The sequence below is a fragment of the Peribacillus frigoritolerans genome (assembly GCF_040250305.1).
GTDB lineage: Bacteria > Bacillota > Bacilli > Bacillales > DSM-1321 > Peribacillus.
Window position 1 is genome coordinate 4,347,020 of sequence record NZ_CP158190.1, and the last position, 19,751, is coordinate 4,366,770.

Below are 19,751 nucleotides of genomic sequence, written 5' to 3' on the forward strand. Positions count from 1 at the left end.
TGATTAGCTTGCTCAAGTATAGCAAATTACACATGTATTCATAAGATAATCTCCGCGAAAGGCTAAAAAGACAACAACCACGGTGATTGCTGTCTTTCGTCATCATTCAAATGAACCTATTCCAATATACCGTGATTTTCGAGAGGGCATTTAAAAAGGTGGCTTTAAAAAAAGACTCTTCCCTTTTCTGATCTTCTGGCGGTTCTATATATTTTTTATTGTCGGCAACGAGTGTACTTTTTGAGATTTTCGATTCGATGGCCCCTATCAACTGTGCCGCAAATGCTTCACTATCAATGAGCACCATCGATTCCGTATTCAAAAAGGCAGATCGTGAATCCAAATTATAGGAACCCACTGCACTTAATCGTCGATCATAGACAACCGATTTACCATGCAGAGAATAGGGCTTTGAATACTCATAAAGCCTTGCCCCCGTCTCAACGATACTATCCCTAAGCGCCAAGTAACCAGAAAAAGCGATCATATTCGGGGTTGATGCCGCCGAGTTGGTAAGTATCGTCCAATCAGCCTTTGTATCCATTTGCTTCGGTACATATTCCTTCAAGGCATCCGCAGGAACAATATAGGGACTTTGGATAAATACCGATTGATTGGCGTTCGCAGCTATATCCAATAGAGATCTCCACACAATAGGGTGTTTGTTGAAACGTTCGATTGGATTATGAATGAAGGACACTTTTTTAGTAGGTGTTGTAGCCTTGCTCCAATCGACGACTGGGTTCACGAAATCGGTTTCAGTGCGTAAAGCTTTTCTGTATTGTTTCGCTAATGCATCTCTTTCACGTTTACCTTTTTCCGTTTGCCTTTTCGAGAGGTCCGAAAAAACATCACTCGTATACGGATGATTCCATAATTCATTCAAATAGTCCTTCATTTGAACGATTACACTATCTTTCTCCTCTTTAGCATTGAAAATGAGAACATCCCTATCATAGACAAAATTCTTCGGCGGCATGCTTGCTAAGTACTTATCGGCAATATTCCTCCCGCCGATTATGCCTAACTTTCCATCTACAGTGATGATTTTATCATGAAGGCGATTATGCCAGGTCCCCGGCTTAAATGGCTTAAAGGTTTCGTAATATCTTAATTCAATGTTTTCATGCCCAGCCAATGCATAACGGGCACTGCTTAATTGACCTCTGAGTCCATGAGATATCCCATCCAGAAGGACTCGAACTTTGACACCTCGGTCAGCCGCATCGATCAAGGCTCCAAGAAAAAGCTCGGTTGTTTTGCCTTTTCCAAAAGCATAGTAGGCGATATCGACTGAATGCTGGGCTTCCTGGATCATTCGCATTCTGGCGAGTCCCGACTCATAACCGTCCTCGAAAAGCAGAACACGATCCACGGTGGCTTCCCTTTCTCCCATATATTCACTTACCTGTTTAATCGGCCTGTTTTCTTCTTTTTCTGCTTTAGGGAAAAGAACAACAGCCGTCACCACTACATAAAGGACATATAATAGAAGAACGAGCAGAAATCCTTTAATTGCCGTTTTTACAGTCATTGAGCACTCCCCCCCTTTGAGCGATATTTTATTACTATTCGTAATATGCAAAGACTCTATTCAACATCTGCAGCTTGATAAAGCTGACTAGTTATCGAGCGGTGCCATTTACCCATCTGCTTGATTCCGGGTGGTACTTGGAGCATTTATTTTCCTTTTAAATGTGACAAAGTGGTGAACATGAAAGCAGTTGCATAATATGATATAGAAGGAGGGATTTCATGCTTAAACAACCTGATAGAATAAGTATCTTCAATTATTGTTTTGCATTAGGGGTATCAGAAGTATTCTTTTTATCCAGCTTTTATCTTTCCATTCTTGACGTTTCATTATTTGCGATCGCTTTACCATTTTCCGCTTTATTTCTAATGTACTCTTTGTACCTATTCCTTCGAACGCACAAAGCAGTAAAGACCTTATCCAACCAAGATGAAAAAAGAAGGGAAATTCATGCATTCTATCATCAATCTTTCGGGATTTTCACGATCATTTTTTTCACTTTACTTCTTGTTGCTTTAGCCTATATTCCCTTACTGGACAACGGAGGACATTACTATCTTTTTTATTGTTTACCGATGGCCTTGCTTTGTATGATTCCTTCGATTGTATCTTATAAAGGAATGAAATCATTTAAGCTGGAAGCCGGCAGGAATTTAACGAAAATCTAAGAATCAGTGCTCCCCCCCATGTTTTTTAGTTGAATGTATCGGCAAAATGAGGATATAATAATGATAACTAAAAAATAAAAAAAGACACTGGTTAAACCAGCGTCTCAATGAACAGCAAACTGCATAAAGAGCAGCGGCTTTCTGTGGTAAGTCAGTTGCTACTCGATCATGAAAGTAACCCTTTTCCTACATACATCTGGCCGGATGGTATGGAGGGGGTTACTTTTTTAATGTAACCGCGATTATTGCGACGATTAAAGAGGCGAATGAAATCATTAGCATCAGTCCGTCCATAATAGAAATCACCAGCGACACCCCCTTTCTGAAAAGGAGTGACCGCTGCCCACTATACCAAATTGCTGTCCATTTACTATTATATCTGTATTTACTTGTTATTTATAGCCAAAAATAGATGTATTTAGTCTTCTTATTATATCCAAGATTTACATAAAAAAAATCCCACTATAAGTGAGAACATTTGCATGTATACCCCTTTATTGTTCCACTACACGGCAATCTTTATAAATGTGGAACCAGCCAATCGTTCCTGTGCCCCCTTGATCCATCCAATCTTTATTAGCTGCTTTATAGTTGTAATATGATTTTCCTTTGCCATCTTTCAGCAATCTGCCATCACCGCTGAATACGATGTTGTTACCCAGCTTCTTCTTCCCTAACGCGATTGCGTCTTTCTCCGTGAACTGTCTTCTTTCCACCTTATTTTCATCTAAAGCAGCCCATGTCTTCGGTCCGACGATACCATCTGAAGCTAAGTTATGATCCACTTGAAACTCCCTTACCACATTTTGTGTTTGGGTACCGAAAATCCCATCAACGCCTACATTATATTTAACATCTTTAAGGCTTTGCTGTAAGTCTCTTACATAACTCGAACGTGAGCCTTTCCTAAGGGTCGGGCGTGTTTCCGCCTTCGTTTCGATTTTCTGGATTTGACTGCCCTTTGATGCTGCGTGGGTAATTGAAGTTCCCGTTCCTAGAGGGGCCAACATCAGGGCAACTGTTGGAATCATGACCAATAATTTTTTCTTCAACACATAAAACCTCCATTCATATGATTACTCCTGCAGGTTTCTGACACTTCCCTTGGAGCCCATTCATTATAACGTATGGAGTTATATTATTGGTGTTTTATTACTTTAATTATAAAAAATGGTAAATATTATCCACAGGAAGTATATTACCGAAAAGGAATCCCAATATTGACAATGCACTGTCCTCATACAGGCTTTATTTATATATATTGACAGTAATCATGATTTGATCGAACACTTATCCTGATGTTGGTCCTATCTTTAGGTTATACCCATTCATTCAACTTTGATTTCATTTTTACGTTCCATATACCATTTGTAAAACGAATCAGCCATCTCAAAAGACACATGGTCAATACCAGCATGATGCACCGGTTTAGCCCGGTTGATTGTCCCAATGGAGGCAAGGCCGAGCATTTTTTGAATGATATTTCGGGTTACGTTCACTTCAATGATCTTATCTCGTTTTGACACGAATAAAGTTGTGGTGAGACTCCCGGTTTTGAATTGAATGAAGTCATTGTTCAAAATGTAGAAGGTATTGAAGAAATCTAATAACCTTGAAACAACAATAATAATTAACAGGATAGCAGATAGAATCCACCAAGCTTCCTCCACTTCCAGAACAATTGGCTTGAAATAAAATAAGAGAATTGTTGCTATGATCCAGAACCAGCTTGGCCACAGTATGCGCACCCAAAAGGATTTTAACGGAAGGGGAGTCATCTTCTGTGATATTTCATAAAATGGCAATATTTCCGAGACTATTTCATATGCCCGTTTAACAGGTAGATAGGGATAGAGTGAGTTGATTTCAAGCATATCTTCGTCAGAACTCAAACCACCTGCACTTGTCAGTTTCACTTCGGCAAGTCCGAGCAACCGTTTCATGAAGGACTGTTTAATTTCAATTGCCTGCACTTTTTCTTTGGCTATAGAAAAGGCAGTTTCATCGATTAGACCTTTCGTAATGTAAATTCGATCATGGTCTGAGGAAATTTGATAATTCCCATATTTTAAAAAAGTCCTCACTATTCCGAATGTGATAGAAGTAATGACGAAAACGATGATGATGATCGTCATCATCCCCCAAGAGCCTATTAGCTTTTCAAAAATCCCCACTGCTTTACTTTCCACATGAAAGATATCATTGATTTTGAAATAAAAAGAACTAATAAAAGGAATAAGGACCAGAAAACTAAGAGATGTAAAGGAAGCTTTTATAATTTCCTTTTTTGTCGGCTTATAATGATTGGTCCGATTTGAAATCTCTTTATTAACTTCCCCTTCAACAGAAAGAATATCTTTATATTCGCTAGCATGAATGGTGGCCAATTCTTCCTGAACAGTACTTTTCATATGCATTTCCATTCGATTTGCTTCCTTTTGAGAAATGACTTCGAATCTAACAGCAGCATCCTCACCTGCTATACCTGTTTCAAAATTAACGGAAGTCACTTTAAAAATCCGATGGAATAAAGACGTATGACGGTTGACGTTTTGAATTTTAGAAAAAGGAAGGGTTCGTTCAGATTTACTGAAAATACCTTTGTATAGATGAAAGGAACGATAATCAAGTTCGTATTTATGGGTGAACCATTTTAAAATGATTGAAATAAGTGTTAAACCGAAAACTATAAAAAAAACAACCCTGCCATATGTGATGAAGGTGGATTCAGAACCAGCTTTGATCACAAAGAAATAAATGACAAAGAAAATGGAATTCCTGACTAATTTACAGAAATTAAAAAGCATAAGAAGTGGATTGTACCGTTTTGCTGTCGTCATTGCTCCACTTCCTTAATTTTTGCATATTGAGCAATCTGATTCCTTAACTTGATAGCAACCTCTTTTGGTAGAGCTGGTATCGAGTGAGAGGAACCCATCGTTTCAATTGAAACTGAACAGAGTCCGTATTTTCTAAGTAACGGTCCTTGTTTAGTTGCAACCGATTGAATTTTTGTCATTGGGACAAGTTCATGCACTTCATTTAGTACACCAGATTTCAATTGTAAAAACTCTTCATCTACATCAAAGCGCCAGTTTTTATAAAGAAGAAAAGGACTGATCAATGACCAGGCCGCACCTAGCACAGAGATAATTGTAATCCCAATCAGAATCCAACCGATCCACTCTTTCCAAGAAAAACGATAATCTAGGTAAAGTAAGACTCCAAGAATGATGAATGCGATTATATTCGTAATCGTTTCACTTAACATCCACACTTTTATAGCATCCTTGGATAATCTTTTTTGAGGTAAGCTCATTATAGAATTAATAAAATCACCGCCTGTATTTTTAATTCAAAGTGCTTTATAAAAAACTTATATTCATTTAACCTATTCGGCCAAGAAGATTTCTTCTAGTGATGGTTCTTTTACTTTTACACGCAAGACATCAACCTTACACTGATTGAAAGCTCGGATCATGTCAGCAATCTTTTTCTCATCATCAATATTGATAGTCATGTAAGGTTCTTTCATTTCCAGTTCTGTACCTACTGACTCCAGCCACTGATGTAATTTTACTTGTTCTGATTTCGGCACCGAAGAATGCTTAAGCTTGACCGTTATCGTCGACCTATATATTTTCCTGAGTTCTTCCATTGTGCCAATATTAACAATCTGACCTTCTTTCATAATCGCTATTCGGGTGCATATTTTCTCTACTTCATAAAGATTGTGGGATGTCATGAAAATGGTCACGCCTTTTTTTTGCAGATCCTTGATCAGCTTTTGAATATGGATTGCGGATTCAGCATCCAAACCTGAAGTTGGTTCATCAAGAAAGATCAGCTCAGGTTCATGGATGATGGCTTGTGCAATTCCAAGCTTCTTTTTCATACCGAATGAAAATTTAGCGGCTTTTTTATGAGCATGAGATTCAAGACCAACTAACTGCAGGACTTCCATACACCTATCTTTTCCTGCTGGATTTCCTGAAAGAGCTGATAAAAATTTCAAATGCTCCACTGCCGTTAACGAGCCATATAATGTCGAGTAATCAGGCATTACCCCAATCCTCTTCTTTACTTGATCATTTGAACCTTTTACACCTAGAAGCGAGTATGTTCCAGAGTTGGGTTGAATAATGCCGGTTAACATATTGATGAAGGTTGATTTACCAGCTCCGTTACGGCCTAGAAAACCAAAGATTTCTCCTTTTTCCACGTTAAGATCAATTCCTTTTACGATTGGTACCGCTCCATACGATTTCTTTAACTGAGTTGTTTCTATCGCGTTCATCAGCATTCCCTCCTTTTGAAAATCAGATTGGCGATAACGAGCATGATACCTGCTAATATAAAAATCACCAAAAAGGTATAGTCTTCCCTAATTAAATAATAATAGGGGGTTATGAATTTCATCCAACTCACCCATACATTCGACGTAAAGGAAACCCATAATCCAATGATAGGAAAAGCTACCCCAACCATGATTCCAAGGAACATTGTATATCCAGGCTTAGGAATGAGAACGGAAAGTAAAATTGTTAAGCCTATTTGGTAGGTTAATAAACTCATTGTCTGAGTAAAGATAAAAACATCAATCTTCTGGGAAAAGATGCTGGTAAGCAAGAAGGAGGTCGTTAGGCAAATAAGCCAAAATAGCCAAATACCTAAAAACTTCCCCAGTATAATGGAGGTTCTTGACGTTCTTGTCACTAAAAATCGGATAGTGCGTTCGTGTGTTTCTCTGTTTAGGCTATCGTGTGAAAGGCCCATAACAAATAATTGGCCAAAAAATAATATAAGGATCAAAAGGCCAACTGTGTGTATATTTTCAGCTTCCCTCGCTGTAAGTTCAATCCCAGTCGTTAATAAATCGGAAAACTTGGCTGAATAATAGGAGGTGGCTAATAACATCATTACAATAATAACTGATTTAATTCCTTTAAATAGACTGATAAATTCTCTTTTTCCAATAATATACATACTAAGTCTCTTCCTTCCTGTTCATCACTTAAGGACTATTATAGGTGTTCTTTCTTAACCTACCAGAAACTTCACCTTAATTTTTCCTTAATTATTAAATAATTGGCAGACGAATGATATGATAATTTATATATCATAATAGAATGGGAGTATCCAAATGCAAGAGACACAAATATTAATTGTAGATGATGAAAAAGCAATATTACATATGTTAACAACGATTCTAAAAAGAGAAGAATTCAAATATATAGATACAGCATATACTGCTGCGGATGCTTTGACCTTATGTCAAACAAAACGATATGACTTAATCCTTTTGGATGTTATGCTCCCAGATCGTAGCGGTTTTGAAATTTGTCCGCTCATTAGAGAAACCACTGATGCCCCCATTTTCTTTCTTACGGCACGTTCAACAGATTTGGATAAACTTTCTGGATTTGCATTAGGCGCAGACGATTATATTACAAAACCCTTTAATCCACTTGAGGTTGTCGCAAGGGTAAAAGCACATTTACGGCGTCATTCAGGAAAGATTTCACACACTTCGCAAACGTTTTACCAATACGGACAAATCCAAGTAAACACTCTATCTGGAGAAGTGACCGTGAATGGCAGGAAAGTAGAATTGCCTGCACAGGTTTACCTGCTACTGCTATTCTTCTGTAAATATCCAAATCAGCTTTTTAGTAAAAGCCAGCTTTATGAAAAAGTGTGGGGCGAAGAATTTTTAGGTGAGGATAATACTGTTATGGTCCATATTAGTAAACTTCGGGAAAAGATTGAGGACAATCCAAGTAAACCACGTCATCTTATTACTGTAAGAGGACTTGGCTATAAATTTAATTCTGATGGTAGTAAACATGAACATTCATAAACGCTTTATTGTACAGTTTTTTATCCAATTAATTCTTGTTTTCATCATATTTTTCTTTATTCTATTGTCCATTTGGGCGATCATTGGCTTTTCCATCATGAATGATGAGGTTACACAAGACTTATCAAAGGCAGATAGCACTTTCTTTTCTGATAGGATTACGATACAAGGTAAAAAAGTGACATTCGATGACGAATTAAAACAGCTGGCAAAAAATCAGAATGGCTGGCTCCTAGTCCTGACAACAAAAGGCGATGTCATTGGAGATTACAATACTTCAGAAAATGCACCTTCACATTTTAATGAGAGCGAACTTGCCGGTTTAATGCTGCAAAATAGCTCTGACCCTGTGGAATACTTCCATTGGAAATTAGATGAAGCGTATCCGCAGCCACAGTTGCTTATATTCGGTAGAAAAAGTTCTGAGACTAGTCTGTTAAACGAGGTTAAGACAAGTGTCGATTGGAAAAATCATCATCTTAATCTTTCCGCTGCTACTCTTAAGCAAATAGATGAGGAAGAAGGATGGGTTCAATTAATCAATTCGACCGGTAAGGTATTGGATGGATATGGCAGCGAAAAGGAAGGGATCTCATACACGAATCAGGACCTTCAAACCTTATCAGAGAGTGAACATGATTCAGTTGATGCTTTCTTTGATGCAGAGACAGAACAGACAATAATTGTGGGTATAAACCATTCAGGTTCGACCTCTATTGAAGAAAACTTGTTCAAAAGGATCAGTAAAAGTGTATTAGTCATTTTTATAGTGTTATTTCTTCTGTTGTTAACGGGTACTTTCTGGTATGCACGTAAATTCGGGGTTCCTTTGATTACGATGATGAAATGGATTCAAAATCTTGGAAGTGGTTTATATGAACAGCCACTCGATCTTCATCAGAGCCCTATCTTGTTAAATAAAAAAGGAAAGTTAAAAAGGAAATATCGGTTATATAAGGATCTGATTACAACACTTTTACAGTTAACCGAGACCCTGCATCAAAACGAAACCCAACGAAGGAAAATGACTCAAACCAGGGATGAATGGATAAGCGGTCTTTCGCATGATTTAAAAACGCCTCTTGCTTCCATATCAGGTTATGCTCAAATGCTTGAATCTGAAAATTACTCGTGGACAGAAAGAGAGACAAGGGAATTCGCCTTAATCATTACCGAAAAGTCAGGATATATGATGGAATTACTTGAAGACCTAACATTAACATACCGTTTAAGAAATCAAGCTCTGCCCATTGTAAAAGAAGAAGTGGATATCATTGAATTCATACGCAGAACCATGATCCATTTCATAAATGATCCGGCTAACAACTATATGAAATTCGTCTTCCAGCCGAAAAACGAAACAGCTATTGCATCTATCGATACCAAATGGTTTCAACGGATTATTGATAACCTAATTGCGAATGCTATCCATTATAATCCTTCAGGTACTACGATCACAGTATCCATTTCGCCTATTGAGCAGCACCTTCTCATTATTACGATTGAAGATGACGGCATAGGTATGGACAATGAAACTCTAGATAGACTCTTCCAGCGCTATTACCGTGGTACCAATACAAGTGATTCCGGGCGTGGAACTGGTCTTGGGATGGCGATAACGAAACAATTGGTTCACCTTCATGGAGGATCCATTAATGTAAAAAGTTCACCGCAAAAAGGCACAACCGTTCGAATCATTCTCCCAGCCTAAACTAGATGAAAAATAGGATAGCCAGAAATTCATAAGGGTGTACATTTGAATCATAGTTAAAATCAGATTGGGTAACGTCAGGATTTCGAAATGTTGGCGTACCTTAAATACTTTTTTGTTCGTAGGCAGGAAGAAACACTTGAATAAAAACAAAATCATCCCCTAAAGGGATGATTTTGTTTTATTGATTTTCTGGCTGTTGTTGATTCTGCCCTAGCATTCCAGATCCCATTCCCATCAAGTTAGTGGCAAGCGGCACCATATTATTCATTTTCCCGCCATTTCCACTCAACATTTGATAAGTCGCAATCCCTACTCCGACCGAAGCGACAACTGGTAAAATTTTATCCATGTTTGCTCTCATTTACATCACCTTATTTTATATATTTTTGTTCATTTCCTGAACTCTAATATCTTGTTCAAAAAAACCCAAAAAATTCAAGATGTTTGTTACCAAAACAATTAGTAATAAAAACATGTTAAATAGGGAAAATTCTTTCAGGAGGGATATTATGCAAGTACTCTTCGAATGAGGTGAATATTCATGCCAATGTTAGATGTGGACGGTATCAGCTTGTATTATTCTGTTAAGGGAAAAGGGGTTCCTATTGTTTTTATCCATCCTCCTGTACTGACTAGTGTGAATTTCGAATACCAAATGGAGAAATTATCAGAAGAATTCAAAGTTATCACTTTTGATATTAGGGGTCATGGAAGAAGTCAGTATTCAAGACAGCCAGTAACTTATCCCCTGATTATAGAAGATATCAAACATCTGTTGGATCATTTGAAAATTAATAAAGCAATCATATGCGGATACTCGACCGGCGGCTCTATCGTATTGGAATATTTGCTGAGTTGTGCCGATAGGGCTCTAGGTGGCATTGTAATAGGTGGAATGTCTGAAGTGAGGGATAAATCTTTAAAGCAAAAGATTTCTTTAGGAATATCACTTGCCAAGAAAGACGCAGTTCCAATTCTTGCGCTTTCCATCTCATGGAGCAATTCAAATACCATAAAGTTGTTCAACAAAATGTTTAATGAAGCCCTAAAAGGGGATGCCCGAAATATCGAGCAGTATTATCATTATAGTTTGCATTATAACTGTACCCATCAGCTTGAGAAAATCAACCTTCCAACTTTACTGATCTATGGTAAAAAAGATAAACCATTGTATCGCTATGCCAATTTATTGCATGAAAAATTGCCATGTACGGAATTAAAATTCATTGATCATGTAAAGCATCAGATTCCTACAAAAGCGGCTAATGATTTAAATGAAAGCATTAAGCATTTTATCCATTCACAATCTGATTGATTTTTCCGATTGCAAATTTCAATCTTTTACTATGTACATATCATAAATTTATGGAGTGAAAAAATTGGGTAGAGATAAAAGTAAACTGATTCATTTAATATTACTATTGCTAGTCACTGCAGTTTTTATTTGGTCAGTTATTAAGCCTGAAGGATACTTGATATGGACAATGGAAGTACTTCCTGCCGTTGTGTTTCTGATTTATGTAATGGCTACATATAATAAATTCCGCCTTACTACATTATCCTATTTCATTATTGCCGTTCTTTCAATCACCATGTTCATCGGTGCCCATTATACATACACAAAAGTCCCCCTGTTTAATTGGATAAAAGATCATTACGACCTAAACCGGAACCACTATGATCGGTTTGGACATTTTCTAAAAGGTTTATTTGCGATTGTGATTAGAGAAATAGTAATATGCAAAACCCCTCTATCAAAAGGACCGTGGTTATTTGCTGTTACATTAAGTTTTGCGCTTGCCATTGGAGCACTATATGAAATCATCGAATGGATAGCTGCCATCATTTCAAAAGGCAGAAAAGCTTCAAAGGACTTTTTAGGAACACAAGGTGATATTTGGGACGCACAATGGGATATGGCGTTAACATTAATTGGCTCTATCCTTGTATTGTTCACCTTGTCCAAACTTCATGACAAGCTGTTACGAAAAGTGAAAAATTGAATTAAAAAATAGTGATCGATATCGATCACTATTTTTTAATTAGGATTTGATTGTTAATATGATGTTCCATATGTTCTAGATAATCTTTTATTAGCCACTCCAATGATTTTAGTTGATTATTTCCTATATCACAAAGATTAGATAATCTATCATTTGGTGTATTCGTTATTATATGAATGATTTGCTTATTTAAAGTACAAAAAAGGTTAACGATCTCATCCAATGGTCGCTCTTGGTAATTCTGGACCAATACCCATTGGTCTTGATTATATGATTGTATAACATATGGCTGTTCTTCGTACTGAATCTTGATAAACCTATTCATATTATTCAATGCAGAATCGCATAGATGTCCTAAAATCTCTTTTTTGGACCATTTGTGTGGCATTGGTCGATGATTTAATTCTTTTTCTGTCATCCGGTTGAACTCTTCGGGTATAAAACCTATCCAATGATTGATTCCATCTATTACATTTTTCAATTTGCACTCCCCCTAAGTTTTACCTAAAGGATTTTTATTCGGCAACCAACCGGAAAATACCTTTTTATTTTCTTCAACTAACTGCACGATTTTTTGAATATGGAAACCAACAGCATTCAATAACAGACCCAAAAGAAAAAACCGAAATCAAAAAGATTTTGGTTCAGACTTCAGGCAAACTTGAAGAAAAGTCAGTTTTCCTGAATTCCCAAATAAGTTCCAGTTGATTTCAGAAATCCCCTCCCTTTCCGCCGACTGTCTGCCAAGCCGCATCAAAGCAAGCGTCTCCGGGGTCTCGGCTAGCCAGTTTTTCGGCAGGAGTGTCGCATATTTCTTCCATCTAGTAGGGGTTTCATAAAAGACCCACAGGTGCAAAAAGCTCCGAGGGCGGGACCACCCGCGGAAAGGGAGGTGGCCCTACGTTTCAATCACCGTTTAAATTTTAACCAGTCATGATTGTACTTGCTTACTGCCCTTTTTTTCATTAATGGCTTTTTGATCGATTTTTGTATAGATGCGTTCCACTTCAATTTTGTCATGCAACAGAAGTTCGCGGTTTTCTTTTAGAAGTTCAGTATAAGATTTCCTTCTCCTAGACATTTTTTAATTCACCTCTCAAGTGATTGAATTCCTTCTGTAAAACTACTATCGAAAGCTCGTAAAGTTGTTTATTATATTTTTTAAAAATCCCGAATTTCAGTAGTTCTTGTATAAGTTCCTCTTTTTTTGCTTCTCCCTTTGTACTTAATTGGGTAATCATCAAGGACCCTCCTTAACAAAAATACAGACTTTTGGTATTTGGGGCTGCTTAGCATCCGATCCCACATGTAGAATCTCCACTTCTTCCTATTGCTTCCCCATATAAGGGCATGCTCTGCAAAGTCTTCGCATTTCCTTAATTGTTCGTATGTACTGCTTTCTTGGTGTATTTTCAATACTCGATCATATACATCAAATCCAAATTGCTTCATTTTATCGGAAAGGATATCTATCGCGGCGCAGGGTTTTGAATGGGTCAGGTCGCCGGCACCAAAGAATGCAACTTTCACTCCAGCAAAGTCCACTTGATCAATTTCTTCATAAAACTCGTTTGCTTCATACGGTAACTCTTCTAGATTCCATGTATATAAACCAATAAAGGCCAAATCAAAATCCTTTAAAGCATCAACTTCAACAGTATCCAATCTTTCCATATATACTTCACAGCCGACAGCCTTCATTCTTTTCTTTATGTTTAAAGCCATTTTCTCGGTATTACCGGATAAACTGACATAACCAATGAATACCTTCATCTATATCACCTTCCTAATTGAGAATTAATTTCATTACACATCTCACTATAAATGAAAATGATTCTCATTGTCAATTATTTACCTCCGGTAATTATATTAAACAGTCCGTTCCTCATCTTAAAAATAATATAAATGCCCTAAAAATTAAGTGAAAAAACCAAAATATTTAGGTAAAAAAGCCTATATTTTCACAAACAACCATGATACATTATGTAATAATTTAACTATATAGGTATATATAACAAAACAAAAAACACCTTCCGATGATCATATCTACCTTTTTAGTTTTTGTAATAAATCCATAAATATATGATTTTATTATGGAAAATAATTATTTAGGAGGTTATTATGATGAGAAAAGTGCTTTTTCTATTTTTATTTTCAGTACTTTTGTTCGCTAGTTTTCCTAATCAAACAAAAGCAGAAGAAACAGGTCCATCTAAAGAATTAACAGAAGTAATAATACAAGAGGCAGAGCCAACAATAGACTTGGATTCACTACCAAATCTTGCAAACACTGATTATTCACCAGATAGCCTTTCTTATGGAAATGAATCAGTTATCACTCCATACGGACTTTCTTTCGCACGCGGAACGGTTGGCTGTTATGTCACAAGTAAATCTGCCTATTGCCCTTGGACAATACAAGTTGGTGGAGATGTAATAGCTTATAGCAATGTAAAAGTTACAATACAAAAACATCACGGATTTCTTAATGGCGGTTGGAAAAATTATAAAACTCACAATTTCAGCTATCCTATAAACCGACCAACTTCCACAATTAGAAATGAATCATCTGACCGATTGTCTGCTGGAAAATACCGTGCAAAACTAGGTGGAACATTCAGGACAGTAAAGAATGGCACTTATTCAGCCATTGCAAATGGTTATAGTTATTTTGAGGTTAAATAAAAAAACACTAGGTGGGCTACTAATGGAATGGTTGAAACCTTTTGAAGCTAATAATCAGTTCTTAGACAATACAGAAAGTTTTTCAGATTTCAAGATCAGGGAATTTATCCCCAATTCCAATGTCCAAAAAAAATATTCACTATTAACTCAATTCTTTTTACTGTTGGGTTGCCAAGATGAAAATAGTGTTACTTCGTTATTTGTCGATACTAGAATTGATCATCAAGTAATCGAAGAAATTATTATGCATTTTGACAACACGAAGATTGTATTAGAAAACGAATTACCATCGGAAATAATGTTAAATAAGCCGAATCAAGAATCTCTCTCCTTGATCAGGTCGAGTCACATAAATCCAATAATAAAAAATTTATATGGGACAATTAGCAAATCACAATATGAATGGAAACAACAAAAATCATACAAGATAATACCTGAATTTATAGAGAAATACGAAGATATGGAGTTCGATAAGGTGTTAGATTGTTTAAAAAACACATCAAAGGGGCCAATAATCTCGCTCTCATTATACAATTGGACTTTAAAAGATTATTTAAAAGATACTATTGCCATTAGATATTTCACGCATAAATGTAAAAATGCTTATTTATGGGTTGATGATTCTAATATTGTTACAACAATTCAACTAGAATTACATTAAAATACCCCTTTTATATTAAACAGTAAAAGAAAAGGTTTTATTGTTTGATAAAAGGGGTTTTTCTGTAAGTATTCTAATCAAGCCCTATTTTAAGTAGCTTGAAATGACCTTACTGTTGTAAATTCGCATTTCCCTGACAGTAACAAGTTATTAACAATTCCCCTTGCCATCACATTGTAAGCCATCAAATTCATTCCGTTTATTTTTTGCTTCTTCCTTCTCAATGACTTGCGCAAGCCTTTCTTTGCTGGCTAGTCCTTGAATTACTTCATCACCAATAATAAACGTTGGGACAGCCCTGATATCTGCTTCTTCATAAGCATGTTTGAGTGCTTGTTGGTGCACTTCCCGATACTTTCGTGACACTAACGCTTCTCTAAAGGCTTCTACAGGAAGCTCAACTTCACCCGCTAATTTTGTCAATACTTCAATATCTTCAATATTTTGTTCCTCTTGAAAAAACGCAGTAAATACTCTGTTGTGGAATTCATTCCCTTTTCCGTGCTCCTTTGCAAAATGGCAACCTTCGAACGCCAAATGTGTATATGGATGCGGGGAGACACGGGGTAAACGCATATCAACCCCTAGCTTTTTCGCAGCAGGAAGAATGTATGAATCCCATGAATTCAACTTATCGGGTTCCTTCCATGGATCGATTTTGGTATATGGACTCGGACGCAATTCAAATGGCATCCATTCAACTTCTACATCCTTTTCCTTTACGATTTCGTCCAAAGGCCCTTTACCTAAAAAACAAAATGGACAAATAAAATCAGAATACGCTTTAATTTTCACTGTCATAATATATTCCCTCACTTTTCATTATCAGCTAAACTTGTAACCAAATTAGTTACAACACAGAGCAAAAAAAATTAATATAAGAACATTACATTGAGTAACTACACAGTCGATTGCTTTCTGCGATTGTATCGAGTCTGTTGTAATCATTTTAGTTACAGGTTGAAGGAAAGTCAACCATTATTTTAAAGAAAAAAAAGTTTGTAAAGAAAATGTTGCATTCTCTACAAACTTTTTTATTTAAACTTCCTTACATCTCTATTTGTTCGTTAACGGGTTCTCTCTTTTTCTTTCTCTGTTTTTTCGATTTTTTGTAGTACAACAATTCGTATATACATGGAATGACGATAAGTGTGAGCAGTGTAGACACAGCTAGCCCGCCAATGACAACGATCGCTAAACTTTGTGAAACCAAGCTTCCTGTTTCCGCCTTTTTATATAAAAGCGGCAGCATGGCACAAATCGTTGCTACAGCCGTCATTATGATCGGACGGAATCTTGTGGCTGTCGCTTCGACGATTGCATCACGGATGATCATTTTTTCTTCGTTTTGTTTCACTCGATCCAGAAGCACAATTGCGTTTGTCACAACAATTCCTATTAACATGAGAGCACCCAGCAGTGCTGTAATATCAACTGGAATTCGACTGATAACCAATCCTAATACCGCTCCAATAGCAGCGAATGGCAAGGAAAATAGAATGGCGATCGGTGCTTTGATCGATTTAAATGTTATAACCATGATTAAAAAGACAATGCCGATCGATATTAACATCGTAAGGAACAAATCGGAAAAATCATCTGTCTGCTGAGCACTCGCTCCCCCGACTAAAATTTCTACATCATTCGGAATATCAAGGCCTTTATCCTCTTTATCTCCAAATATCTCAAGATTTATTTTGCTTGCAATATCGGAAAGCTTAGTCGGATCGACCGTTGCCGTTAATTGAAGATACGTTTCTCCATCTTTATGGAACTGCGTTGTTGCACTCTCTTCGCTCTTTAAAGAAGCAACCTTAGACACCGGAGCTAGACCGCCGTCTGTCATAATCGGAATACTTTTTAAATCCTCTGGTTTTTTAGGATCCAAGATGGGTTCAAGGACGACAGGTGTCTGCTTATCCTGCAAGGTTATATGGCCGATAGGTGTTTTATTAAGCATGATACCTAATTGTTGACCGATTTGTTCTGTATTGCCTTTAGCCGGATCTACCTTGAATGAATAAATCGTTTTCTTTTCGTCTTGGTTTGTTGTAACATCTTCAATTCCCTTAATATCCTGAATGCTTTCCTTGACCTTATTGGCCGTCCGTTCCAAATCTTCAACATTACTGCCGATCACATCTATCGTAATGTTCGTCTTTGATGCCCCCATCATAAAGGAAGAGGCTTGGGCCGTAAGCTTCGCATCAGGATAGTTTTCTTGTTCCTTTTCCATTTTTTCCAGGATTGAATCTACATTTGCTTTATCCTTTACGAGGATGCCGAAAGTTGCTTCTGTAGGTGATGTGACTGCACCATATTGGGCCGTCTCGGCTGAGTTTCCTAATTGCATGAAAATATTATCCACTTCACTCATATCCTGCATCGTTTCTTCGAGTTCACCCGCTTTTTCCTTTACTTTCTCATAAGGCTGATCATTTGGATAAGTTAATGTCACGGAGACATAGTCTGCTGAAGAATTATCAATCGCCCCTTTTGGCATGGCAAAATATGTACCAACGGAACCGACAAACAACAGCAAAGCAACAATCAAGACTACCCATTTATGGTTTAATGACCAAGTAACCAGTTTGGTAAAACGCTTGGCCGGTCGATGTTTTGGCAGCTCCGTCCTTTTCAGCAACCCTGCGCTCATTAACGGAACAACCGTCAATGCCACAATCAGAGAAGCCAGCAAAGAATAAGTGACAGTCAAAGCGAAAGGAAGAAGAAACTCCTGAAGCCCTCCATTCAATAAAGCAACCGGCAAGAAAACAGCTACAGTAGTAAGGGTTGAAGCGGTTATCGCCACTCCCACCTCTTTAGTTGCATCCATCACCAATTCGACTGAAATCTTCTCCTGCTGCATTTTCCGGAAAATATTTTCAATAACAACAATACTATCGTCCACCAAGCGCCCGATCGCTACAGCGACACCGCCCAGCGTCAAAATATTCAGCGTCACTCCCGACAATGACAGCAAAAATAACGTAAAGCCAAGAGATAGCGGTATGGATACGATTGTAATGAATGTAGATCGTACATTCCGTAAAAAGACCATGATTACAATCGTAGCGAATAGCGCACCTAGCAGAACTTCTTTTACCATCGTCTGAACGGAAGTCTCCACCATATCAGCTGTAGATAAATAAATGGTCGATTTCTGGTCACTATACTTTTCATTAATTTCTTTTGCTACTTTTTCAACCTCTTTACTGATTGTGACAGCATTTGATTGACTGTCCTTGATAATGCTTAAATCAATGCTTTCCTTTCCGTTAAAGCGACTGATGAGGTTGCCATCCTTCGCTTCTTCAACTTTTGCTATCTCTCCAAGTGCGACATTCGGAGTGACCTTTAGCGCTTCTAATTTTTCAATACTTGTTAAATCCCCGATAACCTTGATGTTACTTGCCTTCCCATCAATCACTTTTTCGCCTACGGCCAGAGCTGCATTCTGACCGTTAAGGACGCTCATGACATCTTGAATGGAGACTTTCTTTTTAGCCAATTCTTCATTATCCACTTTGACTGAAAGAATGGATTGCGAAACTCCAAATGTCTGTACATCCGAAACCCCTTTAATATCTTTATACAAAGGCTCTAATTCTTTCTTGGCAAAGTCTATATTTTCAGCTGTTAATCCATCCTTAAAAGTAACAGCTACAAATGAAATGGGAATCATTGATGTATTTAACTGTGTAACAGTAGGCTTTGCCATGCTTTGCGGCAATGCTACACTGCTTAAAGCCTCTTGAACATCAAGTTTCGCTTGTTTCATATCCGATCCGGCTTCAAAGAATAGATCTACTTTAGAAAAACCATCTCCAGTGGTGGAGTATATTGAACTCTTTCCTTTAACTCCCGTAACTGCCCTTTCAATCGGATCTGTAACTTGTGCTTCCATCGTTTTCGAATCGGTGCCCTGCCCCATTGTGATAATCGTAACTTGTGGATTATCAGCAGATGGTAAAAATTCCATCGGCAGCTTAAAATAACTGACAACTCCTATCAACAAAATAAATATGGTTACCAATGAAACGGCAGCCTTGTTCTTAAACGCCCACTTAGTAAAAAACTCCACGCAATAATCACCCCTGAATATAATTTATAAGAAAATAATCCCATTTCAAATATTACCATATATTACTAACACCTGAGTGTTAATTTTTTATTGATTTTTATATTTTTTTATGTCTATTGGTTCGGATAGCTTTTTCCACATAAAAAAGGCTGCGTAGCAGCCTCCAGTTTTTAGACAAAAGGAGTTCTTTCTAAATTTTAAAACAAAGTTGATTGGAACGTAAGGTACGAGACTCCAGCGGGAAAAGCGTGTCCAGGGGAGACCCCGCAGGCGCAAAGGCGCCGAGGAGGCTCCCGGACCGCCCGCGGAAAGCGAGTGCCTGGAGAGGAAAGCAACGTTCAAATTGTACAAACCTATTTATATCCTTTGAAAAAAAGCATAACGATAGCCAAAATCATTACCCCGATAATCAATAACGGGCCGATGCCCGAGCTATATACGAAGTATACCGTGATATGGCGAAAAATGAGCACCACAAGAAATAGGAATAACAGGAAACACAAAATCATGATCAGAGCGGTATTTTTATTCCGATACAAGTA

General features: G+C 37.4%; 20 protein-coding genes. 7 read left to right on the forward strand and 13 right to left on the reverse strand.

The window, feature by feature from the left end; translation table 11 throughout:
- Positions 1–106: 106 nt before the first annotated feature.
- Positions 107–1,534, reverse strand: coding sequence for a phospholipase D-like domain-containing protein (locus tag ABOA58_RS21290; protein ID WP_350299904.1), 1,428 nt, complete (start codon positions 1,532–1,534; stop codon positions 107–109).
- Positions 1,535–1,755: 221 nt separating this feature from the next.
- Between ABOA58_RS21290 and ABOA58_RS21295 the strand changes: the two genes are divergently transcribed.
- Positions 1,756–2,202, forward strand: a complete 447-nt coding sequence (locus ABOA58_RS21295; protein WP_350299905.1) for a hypothetical protein — start codon at positions 1,756–1,758, stop codon at positions 2,200–2,202.
- A 494-nt stretch (positions 2,203–2,696) separates the two neighbouring features.
- On the opposite strand, the gene ABOA58_RS21300 is transcribed toward ABOA58_RS21295, so the two are convergent.
- The 5 genes from ABOA58_RS21300 to ABOA58_RS21320 all read right to left on the reverse strand — a co-directional run bounded on the left by ABOA58_RS21300 (position 2,697) and on the right by ABOA58_RS21320 (position 7,188).
- Entirely contained in the window at positions 2,697–3,257 is a 561-nt protein-coding gene (locus ABOA58_RS21300; protein ID WP_350299906.1) for a peptidoglycan-binding domain-containing protein, read from the reverse strand.
- A 273-nt stretch (positions 3,258–3,530) separates the two neighbouring features.
- Complete coding sequence (locus tag ABOA58_RS21305) at positions 3,531–5,042, reverse strand: PH domain-containing protein (protein WP_350299907.1); 1,512 nt, start codon at positions 5,040–5,042, stop codon at positions 3,531–3,533.
- A complete protein-coding gene (locus ABOA58_RS21310; protein WP_413020399.1) occupies positions 5,039–5,473 on the reverse strand; it encodes a PH domain-containing protein in 435 nt (144 codons plus the stop codon). Before ABOA58_RS21310 ends, ABOA58_RS21305 begins: the two co-directional genes overlap by 4 nt.
- Before the next feature lie 120 nt (positions 5,474–5,593).
- Positions 5,594–6,499, reverse strand: coding sequence for an ABC transporter ATP-binding protein (locus ABOA58_RS21315; protein WP_350299908.1), 906 nt, complete (start codon positions 6,497–6,499; stop codon positions 5,594–5,596).
- A complete protein-coding gene (locus tag ABOA58_RS21320) occupies positions 6,499–7,188 on the reverse strand; it encodes a hypothetical protein (RefSeq protein WP_350299909.1) in 690 nt (229 codons plus the stop codon). Before ABOA58_RS21320 ends, ABOA58_RS21315 begins: the two co-directional genes overlap by 1 nt.
- A 157-nt stretch (positions 7,189–7,345) precedes the next feature.
- Between ABOA58_RS21320 and ABOA58_RS21325 the strand changes: the two genes are divergently transcribed.
- On the forward strand, positions 7,346–8,062 hold the full coding sequence (locus ABOA58_RS21325; RefSeq protein ID WP_350299910.1) for a response regulator transcription factor: 717 nt from the start codon (positions 7,346–7,348) through the stop codon (positions 8,060–8,062).
- Positions 8,049–9,773: a sensor histidine kinase gene (locus ABOA58_RS21330; protein ID WP_350299911.1), complete on the forward strand. Its 1,725-nt coding sequence runs from the start codon at positions 8,049–8,051 to the stop codon at positions 9,771–9,773. The genes ABOA58_RS21325 and ABOA58_RS21330 overlap by 14 nt, the downstream gene beginning before the upstream one ends.
- A 181-nt stretch (positions 9,774–9,954) precedes the next feature.
- On the opposite strand, the gene ABOA58_RS21335 is transcribed toward ABOA58_RS21330, so the two are convergent.
- Positions 9,955–10,125 (reverse strand): hypothetical protein, encoded by a 171-nt coding sequence (locus ABOA58_RS21335; protein WP_350299912.1) that lies wholly within the window; start codon positions 10,123–10,125, stop codon positions 9,955–9,957.
- A gap of 192 nt (positions 10,126–10,317) precedes the next feature.
- Here ABOA58_RS21335 and ABOA58_RS21340 point away from each other — a divergent pair, with 192 nt between their 5' ends.
- Together ABOA58_RS21340 and ABOA58_RS21345 are read left to right on the forward strand one after the other, a co-directional pair.
- Complete coding sequence (locus ABOA58_RS21340; protein WP_350299913.1) at positions 10,318–11,091, forward strand: alpha/beta fold hydrolase; 774 nt, start codon at positions 10,318–10,320, stop codon at positions 11,089–11,091.
- Positions 11,092–11,146: 55 nt separating this feature from the next.
- Complete coding sequence (locus ABOA58_RS21345) at positions 11,147–11,779, forward strand: DUF2238 domain-containing protein (protein WP_434547748.1); 633 nt, start codon at positions 11,147–11,149, stop codon at positions 11,777–11,779.
- Between the two features lie 28 nt (positions 11,780–11,807).
- Here the strand turns inward: ABOA58_RS21345 and ABOA58_RS21350 are convergent, their stop codons facing one another.
- The 4 genes from ABOA58_RS21350 to ABOA58_RS21365 all read right to left on the reverse strand — a co-directional run bounded on the left by ABOA58_RS21350 (position 11,808) and on the right by ABOA58_RS21365 (position 13,552).
- Positions 11,808–12,260: a DinB family protein gene (locus ABOA58_RS21350; RefSeq protein ID WP_350299915.1), complete on the reverse strand. Its 453-nt coding sequence runs from the start codon at positions 12,258–12,260 to the stop codon at positions 11,808–11,810.
- Positions 12,261–12,710: 450 nt separating this feature from the next.
- On the reverse strand, positions 12,711–12,860 hold the full coding sequence (locus ABOA58_RS21355; protein ID WP_095393069.1) for an FbpB family small basic protein: 150 nt from the start codon (positions 12,858–12,860) through the stop codon (positions 12,711–12,713).
- Complete coding sequence (locus ABOA58_RS21360) at positions 12,853–13,020, reverse strand: Fur-regulated basic protein FbpA (protein ID WP_350299916.1); 168 nt, start codon at positions 13,018–13,020, stop codon at positions 12,853–12,855. The genes ABOA58_RS21355 and ABOA58_RS21360 overlap by 8 nt, the downstream gene beginning before the upstream one ends.
- On the reverse strand, positions 12,941–13,552 hold the full coding sequence (locus ABOA58_RS21365) for a flavodoxin domain-containing protein (protein WP_350299917.1): 612 nt from the start codon (positions 13,550–13,552) through the stop codon (positions 12,941–12,943). The genes ABOA58_RS21360 and ABOA58_RS21365 overlap by 80 nt, the downstream gene beginning before the upstream one ends.
- Before the next feature lie 348 nt (positions 13,553–13,900).
- Here ABOA58_RS21365 and ABOA58_RS21370 point away from each other — a divergent pair, with 348 nt between their 5' ends.
- Positions 13,901–14,464, forward strand: a complete 564-nt coding sequence (locus ABOA58_RS21370; RefSeq protein WP_350299918.1) for a hypothetical protein — start codon at positions 13,901–13,903, stop codon at positions 14,462–14,464.
- A gap of 22 nt (positions 14,465–14,486) precedes the next feature.
- Entirely contained in the window at positions 14,487–15,125 is a 639-nt protein-coding gene (locus ABOA58_RS21375; protein ID WP_350299919.1) for a hypothetical protein, read from the forward strand.
- 150 nt (positions 15,126–15,275) lie between these two features.
- On the opposite strand, the gene ABOA58_RS21380 is transcribed toward ABOA58_RS21375, so the two are convergent.
- Together ABOA58_RS21380 and ABOA58_RS21385 are read right to left on the reverse strand one after the other, a co-directional pair.
- Complete coding sequence (locus ABOA58_RS21380; protein WP_350299920.1) at positions 15,276–15,926, reverse strand: DsbA family oxidoreductase; 651 nt, start codon at positions 15,924–15,926, stop codon at positions 15,276–15,278.
- Between the two features lie 247 nt (positions 15,927–16,173).
- Complete coding sequence (locus ABOA58_RS21385) at positions 16,174–19,209, reverse strand: efflux RND transporter permease subunit (protein WP_350299921.1); 3,036 nt, start codon at positions 19,207–19,209, stop codon at positions 16,174–16,176.
- Between the last annotated feature and the right edge of the window lie 542 nt (positions 19,210–19,751).